The following is a 22,581-nucleotide window of genomic DNA, read 5'->3' as shown; positions in this document are numbered from 1 at the left end:
TGTCAAGGGACCTGGCCGACTCCGACCGGGACCCACCCCCATTTGGCTCAATAATTAGGTTAGGCTAACCTAAGGCTTGCACCTGATCTTCCCCCCTCTTCCCCTGCCCCGGAGGAAAGTTGATGCGCTCGCATCTCCTGAATGAGACGACCGCGGAGCTCTACCGGCGTTCCGTCACCGAGGGCGTCGAGCGCGTCGCCGCGAAACTCGCGTCCACCCAGCGGCCCCACACCGGAATATCCGTGGACGAACTCGCCCCGGTGGTCAACGGAATCGACCTGGACCGCCCGCTGGAGGACCCGGCCGCCGTCCTGGACGAGCTGGAAGAGGTCTACCTGCGCGACGCGGTGTACTTCCACCACCCGCGCTACCTGGGCCACCTCAACTGCCCGGTCGTCATCCCCGCCGTCCTCGGCGAGGCGGTCCTCTCCGCCGTCAACTCCTCCCTGGACACCTGGGACCAGTCCATCGGCGGCACGCTCATCGAGCGCCGCCTCATCGACTGGACCGCGGCCCGCATCGGCCTCGGCCCGGACGCGGACGGCATCTTCACCTCCGGCGGCAGCCAGTCCAACTTCCACTCCCTGCTGCTCGCCCGCGACGAGGCCTGCCGCAAGGCCATGCAGGCCGCCGAGCGCCCCCTCGCCAAGTCCGAGGTCCTGCCCCGCCTGCGCATCTTCACCTCCGAGGCCAGCCACTTCAGCGTCAAGAAGTCGGCGGCCATGCTCGGCATGGGCTACGAGGCCGTCATCGCCGTGCCCGTCGACCGCAACCGCCGCATGGACACCTCCGTCCTCGCGCTGGAGCTGGAGGAGTGCGCCTCCGAGGGCCTCATCCCGATGGCCGTCGTCGCCACCGCCGGCACCACCGACTTCGGGTCCATCGACCCGCTCCCCGAGATCGCCCGCCTGGCCGCCGAGCACGGCACGTGGATGCACGTCGACGCCGCCTACGGCTGCGGACTGCTGGTCTCCCCCACCCGCCGGCACCTGCTGAACGGCATCGAGCACGCCGACTCGGTCACGGTCGACTACCACAAGTCCTTCTTCCAGCCCGTGAGCTCCAGCGCGATGCTGGTCCGCAACCGCGACACCCTCAAGCACGCCACCTACCACGCGGACTACCTCAACCCGCGCCGCATGGCCGAGGAGCGGATTCCGAACCAGGTCGACAAGTCGATCCAGACCACGCGCCGCTTCGACGCCCTCAAGCTCTGGATGACCCTGCGCACCATGGGCGCCGACGGCATCGGCTCGCTCTTCGACGAGGTCGTCGACCTGGCCGCCGCCGGCTGGGACATCATCGACGCCGACCCGCGCTACGAGGTCGTCGTCCGGCCGCAGATCTCCACCCTGGTCTTCCGCTACGTGCCCGCGGACGACGTGCGCCCCGACCTCGTAGACGAGGCCAACCTGCACGCCCGCAAGGCCCTGTTCGCATCCGGCGAGGCCGTCGTCGCCGGCACGAAGGTCGACGGCAGGCAGTACCTGAAGTTCACCCTCCTCAACCCGCAGACCACCACGGCCGACATCGCGGCCGTGCTCGACCTCCTCGCGTCCCACGCCGAGCAGTACCTGGGAGAATCCCTTGCAGTCGTCTCGTGAGCCCCGTGACCCCCGCCGGCCCCTCGACTTCATCGGTATCGGCCTCGGTCCCTTCAACCTGGGACTCGCCTGCCTGACCGCCCCGATCGACGAGCTCGACGGCCTCTTCATCGAGACCAAGCCGCACTTCGAGTGGCACGCGGGGATGTTCCTGGACGGCGCGCACCTGCAGACGCCGTTCATGTCGGACCTGGTCACCCTGGCCGACCCGACCTCGCCGTTCTCGTTCCTGAACTACCTCAAGGACCAGGACCGGCTGTACTCCTTCTACATCCGGGAGAACTTCTACCCGCTGCGGACCGAGTACAACGACTACTGCCGCTGGGCCGCCGACCGCCTGGAGAACGTGCAGTTCTCCACCTCCGTCACCGAGGTCTCCTACGACGAGCGGGCCGGCGTCTACGAGGTCCGCACCGACCGCGGCGAGACCCACCTGGCCCGCCGCCTGGTCCTCGGCACCGGCACCCCGCCGTACGTCCCGCCGGCCTGCGCCGGCCTGGGCGGCGACTTCTTCCACAACTCCGCGTACATGGCGAACAAGGCGGAGCTCCAGAAGAAGAAGTCGATCACCCTGGTGGGCTCCGGCCAGAGCGCCGCGGAGATCTACTACGACCTGCTCTCCGAGATCGACGTCCACGGCTACCAGCTCAACTGGGTGACCCGCTCCCCGCGGTTCTTCCCGCTGGAGTACACCAAGCTCACGCTGGAGATGACCTCCCCGGAGTACGTGGACTACTTCCACGCCCTGCCCGAGGAGACCCGCTACCGGCTGGAGACGCAGCAGAAGAACCTCTTCAAGGGCATCGACGGCGAGCTCATCAACGCCATCTTCGACCTGCTCTACCAGAAGAAGGTCACCATGCCGGGCCCCGTCCCGACCACGCTGATGACCAACACCGCGCTGAACTCGGCGGCCTACGACACCACCGCGGGCACCTACACGCTGGGCCTGCGCCAGGAGGAGCAGGAGCGCGACTTCTCCCTCGCCACGGAGGGCCTCGTCCTCGCGACCGGCTACAAGTTCGTCCTGCCCGAGTTCCTCGCCCCGATCCGCGACCGCATCAACTTCGACGGCCACGGCCGTCCCGACGCGGCCCGCAACTACACCATCGACACGGCCGGCCGCGAGGTCTTCCTGCAGAACGGCACCGTCCACAACCACTCGATCACCTCGCCGGACCTGGGCATGGCCGCGTACCGCAACGCGTACATCGTCAAGGAACTGCTCGGCCGCGAGTACTACAAGGTCGAGAAGTCCATCGCGTTCCAGCAGTTCGCCGCCCCGGAAGGCGTGCACGCATGAGCACCACCACCGAGATCCTCCACACCCGCACGGACGCCGTCCTCGGCACCTTCGCGATCCGCGCCATGGACCCGCTGACCGACGCAGAGCTGCTCCACGGGTGGGTCACCCACCCGAAGGCGGCGTTCTGGATGATGCAGGACGCCTCCCTGCCCGACGTCGAGCGCGAGTACATGAAGATCGCGGCCGCCGAGCACCACGACGCGTTCATCGGCCTGCACGAGGGCCGGCCCGCGTTCCTGATGGAGCGCTACGACCCGAGCAGGCTGGAGCTGGTCGGCCTGTACGACGCCGAGCCCGGCGACGTCGGCATGCACTTCCTCGTCGCGCCCAGCGACACGCCCCTGCACGGCTTCACCCGCGCCGTGATCACCACGGTCATGGCGGCGCTCTTCGCCGACCCGTCCGTCCGCCGCGTCGTCGTCGAGCCCGACGTCGACAACAAGGCCGTGCACGCCCTGAACGAGGCCGTCGGCTTCGTCCCGGAGCGCCCCGTGCAGAAGCCGGAGAAGACCGCCCTCCTCAGCTTCTGCACCCGCGAACAGTTCGAAGCGGCCACCGGCCTGACCACGGGAGCGTCGATATGAGCCTCTCCGACGCGATCTCCCACCTCTCCCCCGAGCTGTGGGCCCGCGCCAACCGCGCCCTGGTCCGCAAGGCCCTCGCGGAGTTCTCCCACGAGCGCCTGCTGGCCCCGCGGCCCCTGGAGGACGGCTCCGGCTACCGGGTCCTCAGCGACGACGGCACGGTGGAGTACCGCTTCCGCGCCGTCCGGCACGCCCTGGACCACTGGGTCGTGGACGAGGCCTCCATCGTCCGCCTGAAGGACGGCGCCGAGGCCGAGCCGGACGCCCTCGACTTCCACATCGAGATGCGCGGGGCGCTCGGCCTGAGCGACGAGGTCCTGCCCGTCTACCTGGAGGAGATCTCCTCCACCCTGGCGGGCACGGGCTTCAAGTACACCAAGCCGCAGGTGCCGGCCGCGGTCCTCGCGAAGTCCTCGTTCCAGGACATCGAGACGGGCATGACGGAGGGCCACCCCTGCTTCGTCGCCAACAACGGCCGCCTCGGCTTCGGCGTGCACGAGTTCCGCTCGTACGCGCCGGAGGCGGCGAGCCCCGTCCACCTGGTGTGGGTGGCCGCGCGCAAGGACGTCTCCACCTTCACGGCCGGCGCCGGCCTGGACCACGACTCCTTCATGCGCGCCGAGCTGGGCGAGGCGGCCATCGCCGGGTTCGAGGCGAAGATGGCCGCGCTCGGCCTGGACCTGGCGGACTACCACCTGCTGCCGATCCACCCCTGGCAGTGGTGGAACAAGACGACCGTCACCTTCGCCGCGGAGATCGCCAACCGCCGCCTGGTGCTGCTCGGCGAGGGCGAGGACGCCTACCTGGCGCAGCAGTCCATCCGCACCTTCTTCAACACGAGCGCCCCCGAGAAGCACTACGTCAAGACGGCGATCTCGGTGCTGAACATGGGCTTCATGCGCGGCCTGTCCGCGGCGTACATGGAGGCCACCCCGGCCATCAACGACTGGCTGCACCGCCTCATCGAGAACGACGAGGTGCTGCAGTCCGTCGACTTCTCGATCATCCGCGAGCGGGCGGCGATCGGCTACCACCACCGCCAGTACGAGCGGGCCACGGACCGGTACTCGCCGTACCGGAAGATGCTGGCCGCGCTGTGGCGCGAGTCGCCGGTGGGCTCCCTGAAGGAGGGCGAGCGGCTGGCCACGATGGCCTCGCTGCTGCACGTGGACGCCGACGGGCGGTCCTTCGCCGCCGCGCTGATCGAGGAGTCGGGGCTCTCCCCGGCCGAGTGGCTGCGCCACTACCTGCGCGCCTACCTGGTGCCGCTGCTGCACTGCTTCTACCAGTACGACCTCGCGTACATGCCGCACGGCGAGAACACCATCCTCGTCATCGAGGGCGGCGTGGTGAAGCGGGCGATCTTCAAGGACATCGCCGAGGAGATCGTCGTCATGGACCCGGACGCGGTCCTGCCGCCGGCGGTCGAGCGGATCCGGGCGGACGTCCCCGAGGACATGAAGCTGCTGTCGATCTTCACGGACGTCTTCGACTGCTTCTTCCGCTTCCTGGGCTCGATCCTCGCGACCGAGGGAGTCTGCGACGAGGACACCTTCTGGAAGGCCGTCGCGGACTGCGGCCACGCCTACCAGGAGTCGATGCCGCAGCTCGCCGAGCGCTTCGAGCAGTACGACCTCTTCGCCCCGGAGTTCCAGCTGTCCTGCCTGAACCGGCTCCAGCTGCGCAACAACAGGCAGATGGTCGACCTGACCGACCCGTCGGCCGCGCTCCAGCTGGTCGGCACCCTGCAGAACCCCGTCGCGCCCTTCGCGCGGCGGTAGGCACGGGGCGGGCCGGTGTGCGACGACGGTCCCTCGCACACCGGCCCGCTCCTCCGCCGCCCCCTCTACCGCCGTGTCTGCCAGGGCACGTCCGGCGCCCGGTGGTAGCCGATGCCCTGCGCCTCCATCCGCGGCGCCTGCGTGGCCAGCCGCGGCCCGTACTCCGCCCAGTCGGGCGGCCCCTGGCTCCAGCCGAGCTCGGCGAGGCCCAGCACCCGCGGGAACGCCATGTACTCCAGGTCCTCGCGGGTCGCGACGGTCTCCGTCCACAGCGGCGCCTCGACCCCCAGCACCGCCCCGGCCGGCAGCCCGGCCAGATACGCCCCGGGGTCCCACTCGTACGCCCGGCGCACCGGCACGTAGCCCGCCCAGGACAGGCCCGGCTTCGTCGCCGCGTCGTACTTCATGTCGAGGTAGAGCCGGTCGGCCGGTGACAGGATCACCGGGTGCCCCGCCTTCCCGGCGGCCGCGACCCGCTCCTTCTCCGCCGCGCCGGTCCTGTCGTGGCCCCAGTACTGGAGCACCGCCCCCGGCGCCGGCCGCGCCCCGGCCAGCTGGTGCCAGGCCACCACCGTCTTGCCGTGCCGGGCGACCGCCTGCTGCGCCCGGTCCATGAACTCCGCGTAGTCCGCGGCCGGGGTGGCGGACGCCTCGTCGCCGCCGATGTGCAGGTAGCGGCCGGGGGTGAGGGCGGCCACCTCGGCGAGGACGTCCTCGACGAAGTCGTAGGTCCGCTCGATCCCGGTGCACAGCGAGCTGAAGCCGACCCTGGTGCCGGTGTAGCGCGGGGGCGCCTTCCCGTCGCAGTTCAGCTCCGCGTAGGAGGCGAGCGCGGCGTTCACGTGCCCCGGCATGTCGATCTCCGGGACGACCTCCACGTACCGCTCGGCCGCGTACCGCACCAGGTCGCGGTACTCGTCCTTCGTCCAGTACCCGCCGGGCCCGCCGCCGACCTCGCTGCCGCCGCCGTACTCGGCGAGCCGCGGCCAGGAGTCGATGGCGATCCGCCAGCCCTGGTCGTCGGTGAGGTGCAGGTGGAGGGCGTTCACCTTGTACTGGGCGAGCTGGTCGACGTACCGCTTGACCTGCTCCGTGGTGAAGAAGTGCCGGGCGATGTCGAGCATCGCCCCGCGGTAGGCGAACCGGGGCGCGTCGGTGACCGTGCCGCCGGGGATGGTGCCGGCGCCCGCGGTGGGCAGCAGCTGGCGCAGCGTCTGCCCGGCGTGGAAGAGGCCGGCCGGGGTGCGGGCGGTGAGGGTGACGGCGCGCGGGCCGGACTCCAGCCGGTAGCCCTCGTCGCCGAGGTCCGGGGCGGCGGCGTCGAGCCGCAGCTCGATCCCGCCGCCCCCGGGGGCGTCCACGACGGGCAGCGGCAGCCCGGTGGGGCCGCGGAGCTGCCCGGCGAGGATTTCGCCGACCCGGCGGACTTCCGCGTCGCCGGTGCGGCCGGTCCGGATGACCGTGCCCGGGCCGAGCACGTGGCCGGATCCCGACGCCCGGACGGAGGCCGGGGCGGGCAGGAGCTGTCCGAAGCCGGCGGGGGCGGCGGGCCGGGGGCCGCCCGGTTTCGCGTCGTCGCCGCGGGCGGTGGCGCAGGAGGCGACCGAGGCCAGGAGGAGGAGGGTGCCGAGCGTGCGTCGCAGGACTCTCATGGCCCAGGTATAGGCCAACTCGCGTGCGAGGGGCGGTGCGAGAATCGCAGGATGGCGGAAATCATCCAGAAGGACGGTACGTGGGGCTTCGACGGGGACGCGGTGCGGATCGTGCCCGGGCGGGACAAGGGGGTGGGCCTGCTGCGCCAGAGCCTCGGCGAGGTGGTCGTGCCGCTGCGCGCCATCGCCGGGATCAGCTTCGAGCCGGGCCGCAAGGCCGGACGGCTCAGGCTCCGCCTGCGTGACGGGGCGTGCCCGCTGCTCCAGGTGACCGGGGGGCGGCTGCCGGAGTCCTCGGACCCGTACCGGCTGGCGGTGGATTCGGACCGGTCGGGCGTGGCCGAGTACTTCGTGGACGAGGTGCGCAACGCGCTGCTGCTGGAGCAGGTGGAGTCGGGCCCGGTGGAGGCGTACCTGCTGCCGGGGCCGGCGGTGCCGATCACGGTGGCGGCGGGCGACGGGACGGTCGCCTTCGACGGCGACCGGGTGGGCCTGGACTGGAACTGGACGACGGAGGAGGCGAAGAGCTCCGGGGGCCCGCGGGAGTTCCGGGTGGCGGACCTGCGCGGGGTGGAGTGGTCGCCGTCCAAGGGCCTGGACAACGGGTGGATCCGGTTCACGCTGGCCGGGGCCCCGCCGGCGCCCGCGCCGAAGTACGACCCGTACACGGTGGAGCTGTTCGGTTTCCGGAAGGACCCGCTGATGGCGCTGGTCGCGGCAGCCGTGGCGGTGCGGATGCCGCACCCGGCGGCCGTGCCCGAGCCGGTCCCGGCGGCGGCCGCGGCGGCCGCGCCGGAACTCGCGGCGGGGGCGCCGGAGCCTTCGGGGCCGGAGGACCACGACGCGCTGCTGCGCCGGCTGCGCGAGCTGGGCGATCTGCACCAGTCGGGGATCCTCACGGCGGACGAGTTCACCGCGGCCAAGCAGGCCGTTTTGCGGCGTTTCTGACCGCTTCCTTAGCGGATCGACGCATTCCGCTGGTCCAGACCAGCGTGATCCTGCCCGGTTTCGGGCAGGATCTTTGCGTTCCTGCACTTCTCCCGTCAATATCTACGAGTGCTCGACCGCCGCCCGTCGTACGACGACCTCGTCGACCACCTGGTACGCAGCACCTCGCTCCAGCGCGGGGAGGCCGCACGGGTGGTACTTGACGTGCTCGCGTACTTCGACGAGACGACCGAGGAGTTCGTCCGCCGCAGGCACCGCGAACTCCAGGCCGGCGGGGCGGTCAACGCCGAGATCTTCGAACGGATCGCGGCCGAGCTGCCGCACCGCGCCGTGGCGCCGCCGGAGCTGTCGCTGCGGCAGCTGCGGCGCATCGTCTACGGCTGAGCGCCGCAGCACGGCACGGCACGGCACGGGCAATCCGAACCTCAGGAGGGGCAGTACTTCATGTGCGGAATCGTGGGATACATCGGCAAGCGCGACGTGGCGCCGCTGCTGCTGGAGGGGCTCCAGCGCCTGGAGTACCGCGGGTACGACTCGGCGGGCATCGTCGTCAACAGCCCGAAGTCCACGGCGCTCAAGGTCGTCAAGGCCAAGGGCCGCGTCCGTGAGCTGGAGACCCGGGTCCCCAAGCGCTTCGCCGGCACCACCGGCATCGCGCACACCCGCTGGGCCACCCACGGCGCCCCGAGCGACATCAACTCCCACCCGCACCTGGACGCGGAGAACAAGGTCGCCGTCGTCCACAACGGCATCGTCGACAACGCCGCGGAGCTCCGCGCCAAGCTGGAGTCCGAGGGCGTGGTCTTCGTCTCGGAGACCGACACCGAGGTCATCGTCCACCTGATCGCCCGCTCCCAGGCCGAGACCCTGGAGGAGAAGGTCCGCGAGGCCGTCAAGGCGATCGAGGGCACCTACGGCATCGCCGTGATGCACGCCGACTTCGCCGACCGCATCGTCGTCGCCCGCAACGGCTCGCCGGTCGTCCTCGGCATCGGCGAGAAGGAGATGTTCGTCGCCTCCGACGTCGCCGCGCTCGTCGCCCACACCCGCCAGGTCGTCACCCTCGACGACGGCGAGATGGCCACCCTGAAGGCCGACGACTTCCGCACCTACACGACCTCCGGCGCGACCACCACCGCCACCCCGGAGACCGTCGAGTGGGAGGCCGCCTCCTACGACATGGGCGGCCACGACACCTACATGCACAAGGAGATCAGCGAGCAGCCCGACGCGGTCGACCGCGTCCTGCGCGGCCGCATCGACGACCGCTTCTCCACCGTGCACCTCGGCGGCCTGAACCTCGACCCGCGCGAGGCCCGCGGCATCCGCCGCGTCAAGATCCTCGGGTGCGGCACCTCGTACCACGCCGGCATGATCGGCGCGAGCCTCATCGAGGGCATGGCGCGCATCCCCGCGGACGCGGAGCCGGCCTCCGAGTTCCGCTACCGCAACCCGGTCGTGGACCCCGACACCCTCTACATCGCCGTCTCCCAGTCCGGCGAGACGTACGACGTGCTGGCCGCCGTCCAGGAGCTCAAGCGCAAGGGCGCGCGCGTCCTCGGCGTCGTCAACGTGGTGGGCTCCGCCATCGCCCGCGAGGCCGACGGCGGCGTGTACGTGCACGCCGGCCCCGAGGTCTGCGTCGTCTCCACCAAGTGCTTCACCAACACGGTCGTGGCGTTCGCGCTGCTCGCCGTGCACCTCGGCCGCATCCGCGACCTGTCCGTCACCGACGGCAAGCGGATCATCGAGGGCCTGCGCCGCCTGCCCGCCCAGATCGAGGAGATCCTCAAGGGCGAGGAGGACATCAAGGAGCTGGCCGCCCAGTACGCCGACGCCAAGTCGATGATGTTCATCGGCCGCGTCCGCGGCTACCCGGTCGCGCTGGAGGCCTCCCTGAAGCTCAAGGAGATCTCCTACATCCACGCCGAGGCCTACCCGGCCTCCGAGCTCAAGCACGGCCCGCTCGCCCTGATCGAGCCGGCGATGCCGACGGTCGCGATCGTCCCCGACGACGACCTGCTGGAGAAGAACCGCGCCGCCCTGGAGGAGATCAAGGCCCGCAGCGGCCGCATCCTCGCCGTCGCGCACCGCGAGCAGGAGAAGGCCGACCACACCATCATCGTCCCGAAGAACGAGGACGAGCTGGACCCGATCCTGATGGGCATCCCGCTCCAGCTGCTGGCCTACCACACCGCCCTGGCCCTGGGCCGCGACATCGACAAGCCGCGCAACCTGGCGAAGTCCGTCACCGTCGAGTAGCGGCGGCCGGCGGCCGCACCGCCGAAACGCGCCGAGGCGCGCCGCAACCGCCGAACGGCCCCCGGTCCGAAGACCGGGGGCCGTTCGCGCGTTCCGCGCCGCCTTCCCGTGCGGCGCCGCCTGGCGGGACGGCGCCGAGCGGGTCAGCCCGCGGCGGCCGCGCTCCTGCCGCCCGATGCCCGGCCCAGTGCGGTCGGCCAGTTGGCGAGCGCCGCCGTCGCGCCGTACCAGGCCATCAGCCCGGAGACGGCGGCCACCCAGCCGGCGGCCTTGCCCAGACCGCCGCTGCCGGCGAGCGTCCCCACGGCGAGGAGGACGAGGGAGAGGGTGAGCAGGGCGTAGGCGCCCTGGCCGAAGAGCCCGCCCGGCGCGCCCAGGGTGAGGGTCAGCGCGAGCAGGGCGAAGAGGAGCAGGAACAGGCCGGCGGCGTTGGCCGAGACCTTGCCGTCGGCCCCGTGGGCCCATGTGAACCAGAAGGCGCCGAGGCCCGCGAACGCCGTGCCGTTGAAGCCGTTCCCGCCGCGGTACTCCAGGAGTCCGAGGACGAACAGGGCGAGGCCGCCGACGTAGGTCGCGAGCGAGACGGAGTCGGCCGCGGACACTCCGCCGACGATGCCGGTGTGTCCGATTCCGAAGGCGAGAAGGGTGAGACCCAGGGCCATGTTCCCGAGGGTCGAGGTGGAGGCCGTGCTTCCCGCAGAGACACCGTTGTCCACGGCGGGCTCCCTTCGATCTGCAGTTGTTGCTGCGTCCCAGCAGCATTTATCTACCCTTTACAGGGGTGCACAACCGCACAATCGACACCAGCGGGATTACGGAATGACAACAACCGGTCGCTGTGCGCGCTTGGCCAGCCGGCCCGCGACCGAGCCGAAGATCCGGCCCACGATCCCGTGCGTCGAGCCGACCACGATGGCGTCCGCCGAGTACTCCCGGCCGACCTCCTCCAGCTCGTGGCAGATGTCGCCGCCCCGCTCGACGAGGATCCACGGCACCTCTGCCAGGTAGTCCGCGCAGGCCAGCTCCAGGCCCAGCACCTCGGTGCGGTGGTCCGGCACGTCGACGAAGACAGGCGGCTCGCAGCCCGCCCACACCGTGGTCGGAAGCCGGTTCGCCACGTGCACGATGATCAGGCCGGAGCCGGAGCGCCGCGCCATGCCGATCGCGTACGCCAGGGCGCGCTCGCTGGAGGTGGAGCCGTCGAAGCCGACCACCACGCCGTGGCGGAAGGCCGGGTCGCAGGGGTGGCGCGCCTGGTCCGCCGCGCGCACGTCGCTCGGCACGTGGTCGGCGAGCGGCTTGCGCTTGCGGTCCGCGGGTTCGGGGAATTCGTGACCGGCCATGGGTGTCTCGGCGAAGAGGTCCTCGGGCGAAGGGACAAGACGGCGGGGCGGCATTGGGTGAAATCGACGACGCAGGGTGACGGAGCTCTGTCCGGGAAGCATCTTCCCAAGCCCTTACCCCTCAGGGTACGGCGACACTCCTGTCCTGCACAGGGCATGCAGCACTTGGAGAGCGTCCCAGGGAGCATGCCGGAGGCGGGCCTCCTTGGCAATGGCCGCTGGCCCCTACAGCCAGTGACGGGCGGGCCGCCGTGCCACCCGTGCGCGCAGTGACCGAGCCCCGCCGGGCGCCGTTGGACAGGCGTCCGACCGTTCAGGAAGAGCCCGCAGGGAGCACGCCGTGCCCGGCCATCCGGTTCCGCCCGCCCAGCCCGCCGAGCCGGCGCCCACCGGCCCGCACGCCGACCCGTACGCCGGTGCGCCCCGGCGTTCCGCGGGCGGCGCGGTTCACCCGTCCGTGCGGTCCGCGCACCGCCGGCACGAGGACCCCGCGGGTGACGTGGTGCGCTGGGCGGTCTTCAGCTGCCTGCTCGTCCCGGTCGTCCTCGTCGTCTACGGGACCTCCTTCGGCGGGGCCGCGGTGGCGACCCTGGGGCTGGTCGCGGTCACGGCCGTGTGCCGGGTGATGCTCCGCCGGTCCGAGCAGGCCGGGCGGGCCGCCGCGCTCGCCCCGGCGCGGGAGCGGGCGGCCGCCGGGCGGCGCCGGCGGCACTCGCGGGGCGCGGGCCCGGCCCGCGGCGGCGGCCGGCACGGCTGTGCGGGTTCGGGCGGGGGCACCCCGCGGGACTGACCGGTTCGCACAACCACACCCGCTTGGTTTCAGCCAACTTCCCGGAAGGTCTGCCCCCTTGCCGGAATGTCCCGTCCCGCCCCCCACCACCAGCGACGACGGCCGCGGAGGGCCCGGCAGACCCGATGAGTACCGGCCACGGCCGAATCCAGGATCCCGCAGGCCGGTAGCGGAGCGGAACGGTTCCTGATCGAATGCTTTTCGCCAAGTTGCCAAGTCGACATAGCGCTGCGTGCTGAACTTGTCACGCCGACACCAGTGGACGCAGTAGATTCGATCATGTTTTACGGCGGGGGATCCACGTGCAAGGCCGAGGGGAAACGTGCAGGTGCGACCAGACCAAGGAGTCGCGACACCCAAGGGGGGCTTAGCCATGAGCCAGGATTCCACCGCCGTCGTCGCCGACGCCGGCAGGAAGCTCGCGGGGCGTCGCCGCAGGGAGATCGTCGCGGTGCTGCTGTTCAGCGGCGGGCCGATCTTCGAGAGCTCCATTCCACTCTCCGTGTTCGGCATCGACCGGCAGGACGCGGGAGTTCCACGCTACCGACTGCTCGTGTGCGCCGGTGAGGACGGTCCGCTGCGGACCACCGGCGGACTCGAACTGACCGCGCCGTACGGCCTGGAGGCGATCGCCCGCGCGGGCACCGTCGTCGTCCCGGCCTGGCGCTCCATCACTTCGCCGCCGCCTCCGGAGGCACTGGACGCCCTGCGTCTGGCGCACGAGGAGGGGGCCCGGATCGTCGGACTGTGCACGGGGGCCTTCGTGCTCGCCGCCGCCGGTCTGCTGGACGGGCGGCCCGCGACGACGCACTGGATGTACGCGCCGACGCTGGCCAAGCGGTACCCGTCCGTCCACGTCGACCCGCGCGAGCTGTTCGTCGACGACGGCGACGTCCTCACGTCCGCCGGCACCGCGGCCGGAATCGACCTGTGCCTGCACATCGTGCGCACCGACCACGGCAGCGAGGCCGCCGGGGCGCTGGCCCGCCGGCTCGTCGTCCCGCCGCGGCGCACGGGCGGCCAGGAGCGCTACCTCGACCGGTCGCTGCCGGAGGAGATCGGCGCCGACCCGCTGGCCGAGGTCGTCGCCTGGGCGCTGGAACACCTCCACGAGCAGTTCGACGTGGAGACGCTCGCCGCCCGGGCGTACATGAGCCGGCGCACCTTCGACCGGCGGTTCCGCTCGCTGACCGGCAGCGCGCCGCTGCAGTGGCTGATCACCCAGCGGGTGCTCCAGGCGCAGCGGCTGCTGGAGACCTCCGACTACTCGGTCGACGAGGTCGCCGGACGCTGCGGGTTCCGCTCGCCGGTCGCGCTGCGCGGGCACTTCCGCCGCCAGCTGGGCTCCTCCCCGGCGGCCTACCGCTCCGCCTACCGGGCCCGCCGGCCCCAGGGCGAGGCGCAGGCCTCCGACCTGGCCGCGGGGCCGGTGCCGCACCAGCGCACCCCGCAGCCGCAGCGGGCGGCGGCGGCGCTGGCCGCCTCCGGCCCGACGGTGACGGAGCTGTACGCCCCGAACCGGGTGCTGCGCGAGCACGCGTAGCACCGGGGCGGGGGCGCACCCCGAACGGCAGGGCCCCGTACCGGTCTCGAACCGGTGCGGGGCCCTGCGCCGTCCCCGGGGGCGCCCGGGTGCGGGCCCGGCAGGATCGGCGCGGGGAGCGCATAAGGTGGACGCATGAACGATCGCATGGTGTGGATCGACTGCGAGATGACCGGTCTCTCGCTGACGGACGACGCACTTATCGAGGTGGCCGCGCTGGTCACCGACTCGGAGCTGAACGTGCTCGGCGAGGGCGTGGACATCGTGATCCGCCCGCCGGACGCGGCCCTGGAGACCATGCCCGACGTGGTGCGCGAGATGCACACCGCCTCCGGCCTGCTCGCCGAGCTGGCCGGGGGGACGACGCTGGCCGACGCGGAGGAGCAGGTCCTCGCGTACGTGCGCGAGCACGTCAAGGAGCCCCGGAAGGCGCCGCTGTGCGGGAACTCGGTCGGCACCGACCGCGGGTTCCTGCTGCGCGACATGCCGGCGCTGGAGGGCCACCTGCACTACCGGATCGTGGACGTGTCCTCGGTCAAGGAGCTGGCGCGCCGCTGGTACCCGCGGGCGTACTTCAACAGCCCGCCGAAGAACGGCAACCACCGGGCGCTGGCGGACATCCGCGAGTCGATCGCCGAGCTGCGCTACTACCGGGAGGCGGTCTTCGTGCCGCAGCCGGGGCCCGACTCGGACACCGCCCGGACCATCGCCGCGAAGTACGTGCTGCCCGCCGGATAGCACGCGGAGCGGCCCTCCGCAGGGGGGTCCCGGAAAACGGGGGCGCGAGCACCCTCCGGGACCCTGTACCCTTTTCTTCGGCCGGTCGGTTTCGACCGGGCATGGTGGGTGTAGCTCAGTTGGTAGAGCACCTGGTTGTGGTCCAGGTGGCCGCGGGTTCGAGTCCCGTCACTCACCCTGGCAGGAGGGCCCCGGTCCGCGGAAGCGGGCCGGGGCCCTTCCGCGTCCGCGGCGCAGAGGGTGCACCGCGACCTGCAGTGCGTCGCCCTGCTGGACCTGGAACCCGGCCCGGTCAGCACGGGCGACGTGGCGCGCCTGAGGGGGCTGACCTCCGGTTCGGCCACGCGCCTGGTGGACCGCCTGGTCAAGGCCGGGATCGTGCAGCGGCTCGCGGATCCCGGCGACCGCCGCCGCTCCCTCGCCGCGCTCGCGCCGAACGCCCGGGCCCGGCTCGGCGAGGCCTGGGAGACCCCGGGCCGGGCGTTCGGCGCCGTGCTGGAGGGTTGTTCGGACGCCGAGCCGGCCGTGATCGCAGACTTCATGCGGCGGGCCGCCGAGGTGGGCCGTGCGCAGGCGGAGCGCCTGCGCTCCGGGGACTGACGGGCGGACGCAGCCTCCCCCCCGGACGGACCCGGGCTACCGCAGCCGGCCGGGGAGTACGTCGTGGAAGAACTCGTAGCGGCGCGGCGTGTCGGGCAGGAACCAGTGGAAGCCCTCCTGGAGGAAGACCGCGGCCAGGCTCACGGCGGTGACCAGCACCAGCAGCCACAGCGCGGCCGCCCCCGCGGTCCGGTAGCGGCCGGGCCCGGCCGCCGGGACGGCGCGGTCCGCGGTCGCGTGGGCGAGGGCGAGGACGATCCCGACGGCCGCGGCGGAGGCCTGGAAGAGGAGCGCCGCCCACACGGGCGGGTGCAGGCCGAGGACCGCGGCGCCGTCCGCCCGGCCGCCCGGCAGGACGGCCTGCCGCCAGGACGCGAAGGAGCCCGCGGCGAGGGCGGTCAGCGCGAGCCCCCACCCGGTCATGTAGTCGCGGCCGGAGACGGCCCCGTCCATCAGGGCCGTCCGCACGATGTAGGCCGCGCCCGCCGCCGCGAGAAGCATGCACATCCGCTGGACGACGCAGAGCGGGCACGGCAGCGCCCCTGCCGCGAACTGGTGGACGAGGCCGCCGGCGGCGACGAGCGCCCAGCCGGCGGTGAAGAGGCAGGCGAACCAGAACTGGACCCGGCCGAGGAGGCCGCCCTCGATCGGCGTCTCCGGGACCATGCTGCTGTGCATCGTGACCACGGTCAGAGGCCCGCCCCGAGCGACGGGCCGCCCGCGGCGTGGTGGGCCGTCAGCAGGACCACCGCGGCGAGCACGGCCCACCAGGCGCCGAGCACGGCCGTCCGCGACGACTCCCGGCACAGGGCGAACAGGGTGGCGAGGAGACCGCCGAAGATGAGGGTGTCCATGCCGCGGACGCTACCCACGCTCCCGCGCGCGCCCCGCGAGGCGCGCCCCCGGCGCCCGCCGGTTACGTCGGTTGACCGGCAGCAGCGCGCCCGCGCCGCCTGCGCCGTCCGCGCCGCTCGCGGCCGCCGTCCGGGCCGGCGCCGCGGCTCCGGCCGTCGAGGGCGATCCACAGCCTGACCTCGGTGCCGCCGAGGACGGAGCGGCCTATGCGCACGTCGCCGCCCGTGGACTCGGCGACCCGGCGGACGATGTCCAGGCCGAGGCCGGTCGAGCCGTCGCGGCCGCCGTCGTTGCCGCGGCGCAGGGCGGCGTCGGGGTCGTCGATGCCGGGGCCGGCGTCGGAGACGAGGACGATGACGGCGTCGCCGGCGTCGTGGACGTCGACGGCGAAGGGAGTGCCCTCGGGGGTGTGCCGGAAGACGTTGCCGAGGAGCGCGTCGAGTGCGGCGGCCAGTTCGGGCCGGGCCACGGGGATCCGTACGGTGCGGTCCACCCCGGCGAGCCGGACGGTGCGGCCCTCGTCCTCGGCGAGCGCCGACCAGAACCCCATCCGGTCGCGGATCACCTCGGAGGCGTCGCAGCCGGCGCCCGCCCCCGGGCCGGGGGCGCGCTGCTCGCGGGCGGTGCGGATGATCGTGTCGACCTCCCGCTCCAGCTGCTCGACGGCCGCGCGGGTCTGCTCGGCGGCCGGGCCCTCGCCGAGCGAGGCCGCGTTGAGCCGGAGCACCGTCAGCGGGGTGCGCAGCCGGTGGGAGAGGTCGGCGGCGAGCTCCCGCTCGTTCGCGAGGAGCTCGACGACCTGGTCGGCCATGGAGTTGAACGCGACGGCGGCGGAGCGGAGCTCCTTCGGCCCGGCCTCCGGTACGCGCGCCCCGAGCCGGCCCTCGCCCAGCTGGTGGGCGGCGTCGGCGAGCCGCTCGGCGGGCCGTACGAGCCGGGCCCCGAGCCGGTCGGCGACGGCGACCGAGCCGACGACCAGGGCGAGGCCGACGCCGGCGAGGACGAGCCAGGCGGTGCCGACGCCGTTGCTGACCTCGGCCTCGGGGACGTAGATCTCGACGACGGCGATGTCGCCGGAGCCCAGGGCCGTGGGCTGGAGCAGGGCGGAACCGCCCCGGGCCAGTGGGACCGTCATGGCCCGGCCCTGCCTGCGGGTCTCCTCCACGGCGCGGACGGCGGCCCGGCCGTTGCCGACCTCGACGGCCTGGCTGCCGCCGACGGCGGGCACGTGCACGGCCATCCGCCCGGCGGCGCCCGTCTGCGTGGACTCCACCGCCTTGCGCAGCTGTACGGGGTCGGTGGTGATGGACAGGGTCGGGCCGATCGTGGCGGCCTGCCGCTCGGCGTTGGAGAAGGCCCGGTCGCTGGCCATCTCCTGGACGACGAGCCCGAGCGGCACCGCGAAGGCCACGACGACCATCACCGTGACCGCCAGGCACACCTTGACCAGGGCCCACCTCACGGGCGCGCCCCCCTGCCGCCGCCGCTCACGCGGGCGGTTCCAGCTTCACCCCGACACCGCGCAGCGTGTGCAGGTAGCGGGGGTTGGCGGCGGTCTCGCCGAGTTTGCGGCGCAGCCAGGACAGGTGCACGTCGATGGTCTGGTCGTCCCCGTACGACTGCTGCCACACCTCGGCGAGCAGCTCGCGCCGGGAGACGACCACGCCGGGCCGGCCCGCGAGGAAGGCCAGCAGGTCGAACTCGCGGCGCGTCAGGTCCAGGACGGCGCCGTCCAGTTCGGCCTGGCGGCGCAGCGGGTCGATGGCCAGCCCGCCCACGCGCAGGACGCGGGAGGGCGCCTCGGCCCCGGCGGCGGCGCGGGCGCGGCGCAGGACGGCGGCGATGCGGGCGGAGAGGTGCTCGACGGAGAACGGTTTCGTCAGGTAGTCGTCGGCGCCGTCGTTGAGCAGCCGGACGATCTCGGCCTCGTCGTCGCGCGCGGTGGCGATGATCACGGGGACGTCGGTGATGCCGCGCAGCATCTTCAGGGCTTCGGCCCCGTCCAGGTCGGGCAGTCCGAGGTCGAGGATGACGACGTCGAAGCGGTGGTGGGCGACCTCCCGCAGGGCCTCCAGGGCCGTGCCGACGCTGCGCACGGTGTGGGCGGCGTCGGTCAGGTGCCGGATGAGGGCGGAACGTACGAACTGGTCGTCCTCGACCACGAGCACACTTGCCATGGGCCGCACCGTAGTCCATTCGGGGGACACCGCGGGGTGTCGGGCGGCGTTCGGGGCGGGTGGTGCAGTATGTGGCCTGATGCGCCGAGGACTTGTACATGCTTTCGCCTGGCTGCTGGCGACCGGGGCGGCGGTGACGCTGTCGTGGTGGGGCGTGCACTCCGTCATGTCCGGAACGGCCTACGATCCGCCGCTCGCGGTGCCGTTGGCGCCGGACGCGCTGTCCTCGGCGACGCAGCGCCCGCCCACCGCCGCGCCCGAGCCGTCCCCGTCGGGCTCGCCGTCCGCCGGGGCCTCCCCGCCGGCCCCGGGCGCGACGCCCGGCGGGCAGCCGTCCGTCAGTCCGTCGCCGAAGGCGTCCGGGGGGCCGGGCTCCCTGCCGGCGGGCCAGGACGCCGCGGACGGCTCCGGCGATGCCGGGCGGGTGAAGGCGTACACGGCGGCAGGCGGGCGGGTGGTCTTCGACCTCGGCGCGTCCTCGGCGGACCTGGTCCAGGCGACGCCGGAGGCCGGCTGGCAGATGCAGGTGTGGAAGCAGCCGTACTGGATCCGGGTCACCTTCACCAAGGGCGACCGCGAGGTGTCCGTCTTCTGCACCTGGCACAGCCATCCGCCGCTGGTGGAGACGTACGAGAACTGAGCGGCCGGCGGGGCACGGGCCCCGCCCCGTCAGCGGAAGACCGAAGGGGGCGGCTGCGGCGATGGGACCGCCGAGGCGTCCGCGACCGGGGCTGCGCCGCCCGCGAAGTCGGTCAGGGCCCGGCCGTGTTCGACGCGCCCGGGGTGCGGGTCGCTCGCGACCCGGCGGGTGAACTCGGCGACGGGCAGTTCGCCGTCGGAGGCGGCGAGCACCGCGTTGCCGAAACGTTTCCCCCGCCACACGACCGGGTCCGCGGCCAGCGCCAGGTTGGGGAAGCGGGCGGCCGCGGTCGCGATCTGGCCCTTCAGGTGCGCGAGCGGCGGCCCGTCCGCCAGGTTCGCCGCGTACCAGCCGCCGGGCGCGAGGGTGCGGCGCACCTCGTCCAGGAACTCGGTGCTCGTCAGGTGCGCGGGGGTGCGGGCGCCGCTGAACACGTCCGCGATGACCAGGTCCGCCCAGCCGTCGGGGACCTTCGCGAGGCCGGCGCGCGCGTCCAGCGCCCGGACGCGGATCCCGGCCTGCGGGTCCGGCGGCAGGTGCTCCCGTACGAAGGCGACCAGCGCGGCGTCGACCTCGACGACCTGCTGCCGGGAGCGGGGGCGGGTGGCCGCCGTGTAGCGGGCCAGGGTGAAGGCGCCGCCGCCGAGGTGGACCACGTTCAGCGGCCGCCGGGCGGGGGCGGCGAGGTCGATGAGGTGGCCGATGCGGCGCTGGTAGGCGAACGCGAGCCGGCCCGGGTCGGCGAGGTCGACGTGCGACTGCGGCGCCCCGTCGATCAGCAGGGTCCAGCCGCCCGCGCGCTCCCGGTCGGGCGCCAGCTCCGCGAGCCCGCCTTCCACCTGCGCGGAGACCGGCGCGGAGCCGCCGCCGGGGCCCGCCGCGGGCGCGCCGGTGCGGCCGCGCCGCGCGCCGCCGGCCTCCGCGCCGCGCGCCTCGCCCCGGCCCTTGTCCTTGCCCTTGCCCTTGCCTGCCACCAGGCCATTGTCCCTGCCCCGCGGGTCCGCCGGCCCGCCCGGCTCAGCTGCAGCTGTCCGCTGCCTCGATCAGCCGGGCCGCCTCCCCCAGCGCCGCCCGCAGCACCGCCGGGTCGGTGACGCTGCCCGCGGGGTCGGGCGGGAGCAGCCAGCCCCCGTCCCGCGCGGCCGGCGGCAGGTCGCCGAAGCGCATCCCGCGCCCGTTCGTCTGCGTACAGGCGCTGCCCGGCAGGTCCCAGCCGTCGGCGGTGCCGGGCGGCACGAGGAAGCCGAGGGTGTCGCCCGAGCCGTCGTGGAGGACCGGCCCGACCCCGCCGTCCCGGTCCGCGGCGCGGCGGATGATGTCGACGGCCTCCAGGCCCTGCCGGGCGGGCACGGTCACGAGGTCCGGCGCACCGGCCCCGGCCGCCGCGACCGCCGGGACGGCGGGGGCCGCCGGGAACCCGGTTGCGCAGGGCGCGCCCTGCGCGGGCGCGGTGTCCATTCCAGTGCTTTCCATACCGGCCTCCACCACCAGAACGCCTCCTCCGTCGCCTGCGCGCGGGGGACGGGAGCCGCAGCGCGCTCCTCAAGGGGTTCAACGCCCCGGTCCGTCAACAGATGCGGCGGCAAGACGCCGCAAAGGATGGCAGTTCATGGCGGATCGCGGGTGAGATATCCGGTTTGTAGCCAAACACCACATCACAGGGCCGCCGCCGGCGGTACGTTGCGTGCGCGCCGGGCCGGCACCCCGCCGACAGCACCGGCGGTGCGTCCCCTGCCAGAGAGGCCACGTCCATGGCGGCGTTCCCGCACTCACCCAACCAGGCGTTCCGGCGGCTGCGCGGAACCCGCTCCCCCGCCGAGTTCGCGGCCCTGGTGCGGCGGGCCGCACGCGACATCGGAGAAACGGTTTCCTGCGACGCCCGCTACATCGGCCGCGTCGAGGCCGGGGAGATCCGCTGCCCCAACTACGCCTACGAACGGGTCTTCCTGCACATGTTCCCCGGCCTGGCCCTGACCGACCTGGGCTTCTCCCCGCGCGAGGCGGTGCGGGGGCGCGCCGCCCAGCGCACCGCCCACTCCCGTACGCAGGCACGGTCCAAGGAGAGCGACGTGCAGCGCCGCGCCTTCATGGCGGGCGGCTCCGCGACCGTGGCGGCCGCCACCCTCGGCCTGACCCTCTTCGGCGACACGCGCCGGCTGCCGGCCCGCGCCGGCGAGCCCGAGGCCGCGGCCGTCGAGGACGCCGTGCGCCGGATCCGGCTGCTGGACGACCGGCACGGCGCCGACGCCCTGTACCGCCGCGCCGCCGAACCGCTGCGCGCCGCCTACGCCCTGCTGGACGCGGGCGCGGCCCGGCAGTCCACCGAGGACCGGCTGCACGCGGGCGCCGGCGAGCTGGCCCTGTCGGTGGGCTGGCTGGCGCACGACTCCGGCCGCTTCGACGACGCCCGCTCCCACTACGCGGAGGCCCTCGCCACGGCCCGCGTCTCCGGGAACGCCGCCCTGGAGGCGCACGCCTTCAGCAACATGGCCTTCCTGGCCCGGGACACCGGCCGCCCGCGCGAGTCGGTGCGGGCCGCGCAGGCGGGCCGCCGCGCCGCCCGCTCCCTCGGCTCCCACCGGCTGCTGTCGCTGCTCGCGCTGCGCGAGGCGGGCGGCTGGGCCGGCCTGGCCGACCGCCGGGCCTGCGAGGACGCCCTCGGCCGGGCGCACGCCGAGTTCGCCCGCGGGGAGGCCGACGCCGACCCGGAGTGGATGTCCTTCTTCGGCGAGGCCGAGCTGGAGTCGCTGGAGGCGCGCTGCTGGGCGGCGCTCGGGGAGCACGCCCGCGCGGCCCGGCACGCCCGCCGCGCCGCGGACCTCCAGGACCCGCACTTCGCCCGCAACGTGGCCCTCTACACCGCGGAGCTCGCCGACGACCTGGCCCGCGCGGGCGCCCCCGACGAGGCCGCCTGGGCGGGCGGCCGCGTCATGGACCTGCTCGCGGACGTGCAGTCCACCCGGGTCGAGAGCATGCTGTCGGGCACGGCCCGCACCCTGGTGCCGCACCAGCGCAGCCCCCGGGTGGCGGCCTTCCTGGCCCGGCGCGCCATGGCCTGACGTCCCCGCGGGGGCGGCCTACGCCTCCAGGTGCCCGGTGTCGTTCCAGCGCTCCAGCGCGGGGGCCCCGTACGCCCAGCCGAGCACCGACAGCGAGGTGGGCTCCAGGCGGATGCGCGCCCCGAAGGAGGCCTCGAAGCCGAGCCAGCGGGCGGCGAGGGTGCGCAGGATGTGCCCGTGGGCGAAGACGAGGACGTCCCGCTCGGCGGAGCGGGCCCAGGCGACGACCTCGTCCGCGCGGGCCGCGATGTCGGCGACGGACTCGCCGCCGGGGACGCCGTCGCGCCAGATCAGCCAGCCGGGGCGGACCGCCTGGATCTCGGCCGGGGTCATGCCCTCGTAGTCGCCGTAGTCCCACTCCATCAGCAGGTCCCACGGCTCGGCCCGGCCGCCGAACCCGGCCAGGTCGCAGCTCTCGCTCGCCCGGGACAGGGGGCTGGTGCGGACCTCCACGCCCGGCAGGGCGTTCCACGGCTCCCCGGCGAGCCGCTCGCCGAGCAGCTTCGCGCCGCGCCGGCCCTCGTCCAGCAGGGGCACGTCGGTGCGGCCGGTGTGCTTGCCGAGCTTGGACCACGCGGTCTGGCCGTGCCGGGCGAGGAGGATGCGGGGCGCCATGGTCGTGTTTCTCCCGGTACTGGTGGTTCGCGGCGGTTCGCGTGCTCGTATCGTCCGACCATCATCCATCACACCGGTACCGGG

The 22,581-nt window shown here is 73.5% G+C and carries 23 protein-coding genes and 1 tRNA gene; 14 read left to right on the top strand and 10 right to left on the bottom strand.

The genetic code is table 11. The features are described from left to right. Positions 1-122 precede the first annotated feature (122 nt). The 4 genes from IE170_RS06450 to IE170_RS06435 are packed head-to-tail and all read left to right on the top strand — an operon-like array spanning position 123 to position 5,275. Positions 123-1,604 carry a pyridoxal phosphate-dependent decarboxylase family protein gene (locus tag IE170_RS06450; RefSeq protein ID WP_189808314.1) on the top strand — a complete coding sequence of 494 codons (1,482 nt, stop codon included), beginning with the start codon at positions 123-125 and terminating at the stop codon, positions 1,602-1,604. After that, complete coding sequence (locus IE170_RS06445) at positions 1,588-2,907, top strand: lysine N(6)-hydroxylase/L-ornithine N(5)-oxygenase family protein (RefSeq protein ID WP_189808313.1); 1,320 nt, start codon at positions 1,588-1,590, stop codon at positions 2,905-2,907. The genes IE170_RS06450 and IE170_RS06445 overlap by 17 nt, the downstream gene beginning before the upstream one ends. Continuing rightward, entirely contained in the window at positions 2,904-3,494 is a 591-nt protein-coding gene (locus IE170_RS06440; RefSeq protein ID WP_189808312.1) for a GNAT family N-acetyltransferase, read from the top strand. Before IE170_RS06445 ends, IE170_RS06440 begins: the two co-directional genes overlap by 4 nt. Further along, a complete protein-coding gene (locus tag IE170_RS06435) occupies positions 3,491-5,275 on the top strand; it encodes an IucA/IucC family protein (RefSeq protein WP_189808311.1) in 1,785 nt (594 codons plus the stop codon). The genes IE170_RS06440 and IE170_RS06435 overlap by 4 nt, the downstream gene beginning before the upstream one ends. A 65-nt stretch (positions 5,276-5,340) precedes the next feature. Here IE170_RS06435 and IE170_RS06430 read toward each other — a convergent pair whose 3' ends face one another. Continuing rightward, on the bottom strand, positions 5,341-6,927 hold the full coding sequence (locus IE170_RS06430; RefSeq protein ID WP_189808310.1) for a beta-N-acetylhexosaminidase: 1,587 nt from the start codon (positions 6,925-6,927) through the stop codon (positions 5,341-5,343). Between the two features lie 51 nt (positions 6,928-6,978). On the opposite strand from IE170_RS06430, the gene IE170_RS06425 reads away from it, so the two are divergent. The 3 genes from IE170_RS06425 to glmS all read left to right on the top strand — a co-directional run bounded on the left by IE170_RS06425 (position 6,979) and on the right by glmS (position 10,137). Further along, the gene (locus IE170_RS06425; protein WP_189808309.1) at positions 6,979-7,875 is read left to right on the top strand and encodes a DUF4429 domain-containing protein; all 897 of its coding nucleotides are present in this window, start codon (positions 6,979-6,981) and stop codon (positions 7,873-7,875) included. Between the two features lie 108 nt (positions 7,876-7,983). Then, positions 7,984-8,259 carry a hypothetical protein gene (locus IE170_RS06420; protein ID WP_114057660.1) on the top strand — a complete coding sequence of 92 codons (276 nt, stop codon included), beginning with the start codon at positions 7,984-7,986 and terminating at the stop codon, positions 8,257-8,259. A 60-nt stretch (positions 8,260-8,319) separates the two neighbouring features. Beyond that, positions 8,320-10,137, top strand: coding sequence for a glutamine--fructose-6-phosphate transaminase (isomerizing) (gene glmS, locus IE170_RS06415; RefSeq protein WP_189808308.1), 1,818 nt, complete (start codon positions 8,320-8,322; stop codon positions 10,135-10,137). Positions 10,138-10,280: 143 nt separating this feature from the next. Here glmS and IE170_RS06410 read toward each other — a convergent pair whose 3' ends face one another. Both IE170_RS06410 and IE170_RS06405 read right to left on the bottom strand, forming a co-directional pair. Continuing rightward, entirely contained in the window at positions 10,281-10,853 is a 573-nt protein-coding gene (locus tag IE170_RS06410) for a GPR1/FUN34/YaaH family transporter (RefSeq protein WP_189808307.1), read from the bottom strand. Between the two features lie 96 nt (positions 10,854-10,949). Continuing rightward, complete coding sequence (locus tag IE170_RS06405) at positions 10,950-11,480, bottom strand: universal stress protein (RefSeq protein WP_189808306.1); 531 nt, start codon at positions 11,478-11,480, stop codon at positions 10,950-10,952. 340 nt (positions 11,481-11,820) lie between these two features. Between IE170_RS06405 and IE170_RS06400 the strand changes: the two genes are divergently transcribed. The 5 genes from IE170_RS06400 to IE170_RS06380 all read left to right on the top strand — a co-directional run bounded on the left by IE170_RS06400 (position 11,821) and on the right by IE170_RS06380 (position 15,151). Beyond that, complete coding sequence (locus tag IE170_RS06400) at positions 11,821-12,270, top strand: hypothetical protein (protein ID WP_373298950.1); 450 nt, start codon at positions 11,821-11,823, stop codon at positions 12,268-12,270. Positions 12,271-12,643: 373 nt separating this feature from the next. After that, positions 12,644-13,813: a helix-turn-helix domain-containing protein gene (locus IE170_RS06395; protein ID WP_189808305.1), complete on the top strand. Its 1,170-nt coding sequence runs from the start codon at positions 12,644-12,646 to the stop codon at positions 13,811-13,813. A gap of 135 nt (positions 13,814-13,948) precedes the next feature. Beyond that, entirely contained in the window at positions 13,949-14,551 is a 603-nt protein-coding gene (orn, locus tag IE170_RS06390) for an oligoribonuclease (protein WP_189808304.1), read from the top strand. Between the two features lie 104 nt (positions 14,552-14,655). Continuing rightward, positions 14,656-14,728 (top strand) — tRNA-His (locus IE170_RS06385). Positions 14,729-14,791: 63 nt separating this feature from the next. Further along, the gene (locus IE170_RS06380; protein ID WP_229884615.1) at positions 14,792-15,151 is read left to right on the top strand and encodes a MarR family winged helix-turn-helix transcriptional regulator; all 360 of its coding nucleotides are present in this window, start codon (positions 14,792-14,794) and stop codon (positions 15,149-15,151) included. A 36-nt stretch (positions 15,152-15,187) separates the two neighbouring features. Here IE170_RS06380 and IE170_RS06375 read toward each other — a convergent pair whose 3' ends face one another. From IE170_RS06375 to IE170_RS06360, 4 genes are all read right to left on the bottom strand, one after another. Further along, positions 15,188-15,829 carry a disulfide bond formation protein B gene (locus tag IE170_RS06375; protein ID WP_189808303.1) on the bottom strand — a complete coding sequence of 214 codons (642 nt, stop codon included), beginning with the start codon at positions 15,827-15,829 and terminating at the stop codon, positions 15,188-15,190. A gap of 11 nt (positions 15,830-15,840) precedes the next feature. Continuing rightward, on the bottom strand, positions 15,841-16,005 hold the full coding sequence (locus IE170_RS06370) for a DUF5993 family protein (protein WP_189808302.1): 165 nt from the start codon (positions 16,003-16,005) through the stop codon (positions 15,841-15,843). A 62-nt stretch (positions 16,006-16,067) separates the two neighbouring features. Further along, on the bottom strand, positions 16,068-17,468 hold the full coding sequence (locus IE170_RS06365) for a sensor histidine kinase (protein ID WP_189808301.1): 1,401 nt from the start codon (positions 17,466-17,468) through the stop codon (positions 16,068-16,070). A 25-nt stretch (positions 17,469-17,493) separates the two neighbouring features. Then, the gene (locus tag IE170_RS06360; RefSeq protein ID WP_114057667.1) at positions 17,494-18,183 is read right to left on the bottom strand and encodes a response regulator transcription factor; all 690 of its coding nucleotides are present in this window, start codon (positions 18,181-18,183) and stop codon (positions 17,494-17,496) included. Between the two features lie 79 nt (positions 18,184-18,262). Between IE170_RS06360 and IE170_RS06355 the strand changes: the two genes are divergently transcribed. Further along, positions 18,263-18,823, top strand: coding sequence for a hypothetical protein (locus IE170_RS06355; protein ID WP_189808300.1), 561 nt, complete (start codon positions 18,263-18,265; stop codon positions 18,821-18,823). Positions 18,824-18,852: 29 nt separating this feature from the next. Here the strand turns inward: IE170_RS06355 and IE170_RS06350 are convergent, their stop codons facing one another. Next, positions 18,853-19,797: a spermidine synthase gene (locus IE170_RS06350; protein WP_189808299.1), complete on the bottom strand. Its 945-nt coding sequence runs from the start codon at positions 19,795-19,797 to the stop codon at positions 18,853-18,855. A 43-nt stretch (positions 19,798-19,840) separates the two neighbouring features. Beyond that, positions 19,841-20,296, bottom strand: a complete 456-nt coding sequence (locus tag IE170_RS06345; RefSeq protein ID WP_189808298.1) for a hypothetical protein — start codon at positions 20,294-20,296, stop codon at positions 19,841-19,843. A gap of 278 nt (positions 20,297-20,574) precedes the next feature. Between IE170_RS06345 and IE170_RS06340 the strand changes: the two genes are divergently transcribed. Next, positions 20,575-21,882, top strand: coding sequence for an NsdA family TPR-like regulatory protein (locus IE170_RS06340; RefSeq protein WP_189808297.1), 1,308 nt, complete (start codon positions 20,575-20,577; stop codon positions 21,880-21,882). An 18-nt stretch (positions 21,883-21,900) separates the two neighbouring features. Here the strand turns inward: IE170_RS06340 and IE170_RS06335 are convergent, their stop codons facing one another. Continuing rightward, positions 21,901-22,497, bottom strand: coding sequence for a histidine phosphatase family protein (locus IE170_RS06335; protein WP_189808296.1), 597 nt, complete (start codon positions 22,495-22,497; stop codon positions 21,901-21,903). Positions 22,498-22,581: the final 84 nt, after the last annotated feature.

The sequence above is a fragment of the Streptomyces toxytricini genome, from assembly GCF_014649915.1.
Classification (GTDB): Bacteria; Actinomycetota; Actinomycetes; order Streptomycetales; family Streptomycetaceae; genus Streptomyces; species Streptomyces toxytricini.
This window is presented reverse-complemented; position numbering and strand designations above follow the sequence as displayed.

Excerpts from the sequence above, each read along its gene's own strand:
- IE170_RS06450 (WP_189808314.1), top strand. The coding sequence starts at position 123 with ATGCGCTCGCATCTCCTGAATGAGACGACCGCGGAGCTCTACCGGCGT.
- IE170_RS06440 (WP_189808312.1), top strand. The coding sequence starts at position 2,904 with ATGAGCACCACCACCGAGATCCTCCACACCCGCACGGACGCCGTCCTC.
- IE170_RS06435 (WP_189808311.1), top strand. The coding sequence starts at position 3,491 with ATGAGCCTCTCCGACGCGATCTCCCACCTCTCCCCCGAGCTGTGGGCC.
- IE170_RS06430 (WP_189808310.1), bottom strand. The coding sequence starts at position 6,927 with ATGAGAGTCCTGCGACGCACGCTCGGCACCCTCCTCCTCCTGGCCTCG.
- IE170_RS06425 (WP_189808309.1), top strand. The coding sequence starts at position 6,979 with ATGGCGGAAATCATCCAGAAGGACGGTACGTGGGGCTTCGACGGGGAC.
- glmS (WP_189808308.1), top strand. The coding sequence starts at position 8,320 with ATGTGCGGAATCGTGGGATACATCGGCAAGCGCGACGTGGCGCCGCTG.
- IE170_RS06405 (WP_189808306.1), bottom strand. The coding sequence starts at position 11,480 with ATGGCCGGTCACGAATTCCCCGAACCCGCGGACCGCAAGCGCAAGCCG.
- IE170_RS06395 (WP_189808305.1), top strand. The coding sequence starts at position 12,644 with ATGAGCCAGGATTCCACCGCCGTCGTCGCCGACGCCGGCAGGAAGCTC.
- orn (WP_189808304.1), top strand. The coding sequence starts at position 13,949 with ATGAACGATCGCATGGTGTGGATCGACTGCGAGATGACCGGTCTCTCG.
- IE170_RS06375 (WP_189808303.1), bottom strand. The coding sequence starts at position 15,829 with ATGCACAGCAGCATGGTCCCGGAGACGCCGATCGAGGGCGGCCTCCTC.
- IE170_RS06370 (WP_189808302.1), bottom strand. The coding sequence starts at position 16,005 with ATGGACACCCTCATCTTCGGCGGTCTCCTCGCCACCCTGTTCGCCCTG.
- IE170_RS06360 (WP_114057667.1), bottom strand. The coding sequence starts at position 18,183 with ATGGCAAGTGTGCTCGTGGTCGAGGACGACCAGTTCGTACGTTCCGCC.
- IE170_RS06355 (WP_189808300.1), top strand. The coding sequence starts at position 18,263 with ATGCGCCGAGGACTTGTACATGCTTTCGCCTGGCTGCTGGCGACCGGG.
- IE170_RS06345 (WP_189808298.1), bottom strand. The coding sequence starts at position 20,296 with ATGGAAAGCACTGGAATGGACACCGCGCCCGCGCAGGGCGCGCCCTGC.
- IE170_RS06340 (WP_189808297.1), top strand. The coding sequence starts at position 20,575 with ATGGCGGCGTTCCCGCACTCACCCAACCAGGCGTTCCGGCGGCTGCGC.
- IE170_RS06335 (WP_189808296.1), bottom strand. The coding sequence starts at position 22,497 with ATGGCGCCCCGCATCCTCCTCGCCCGGCACGGCCAGACCGCGTGGTCC.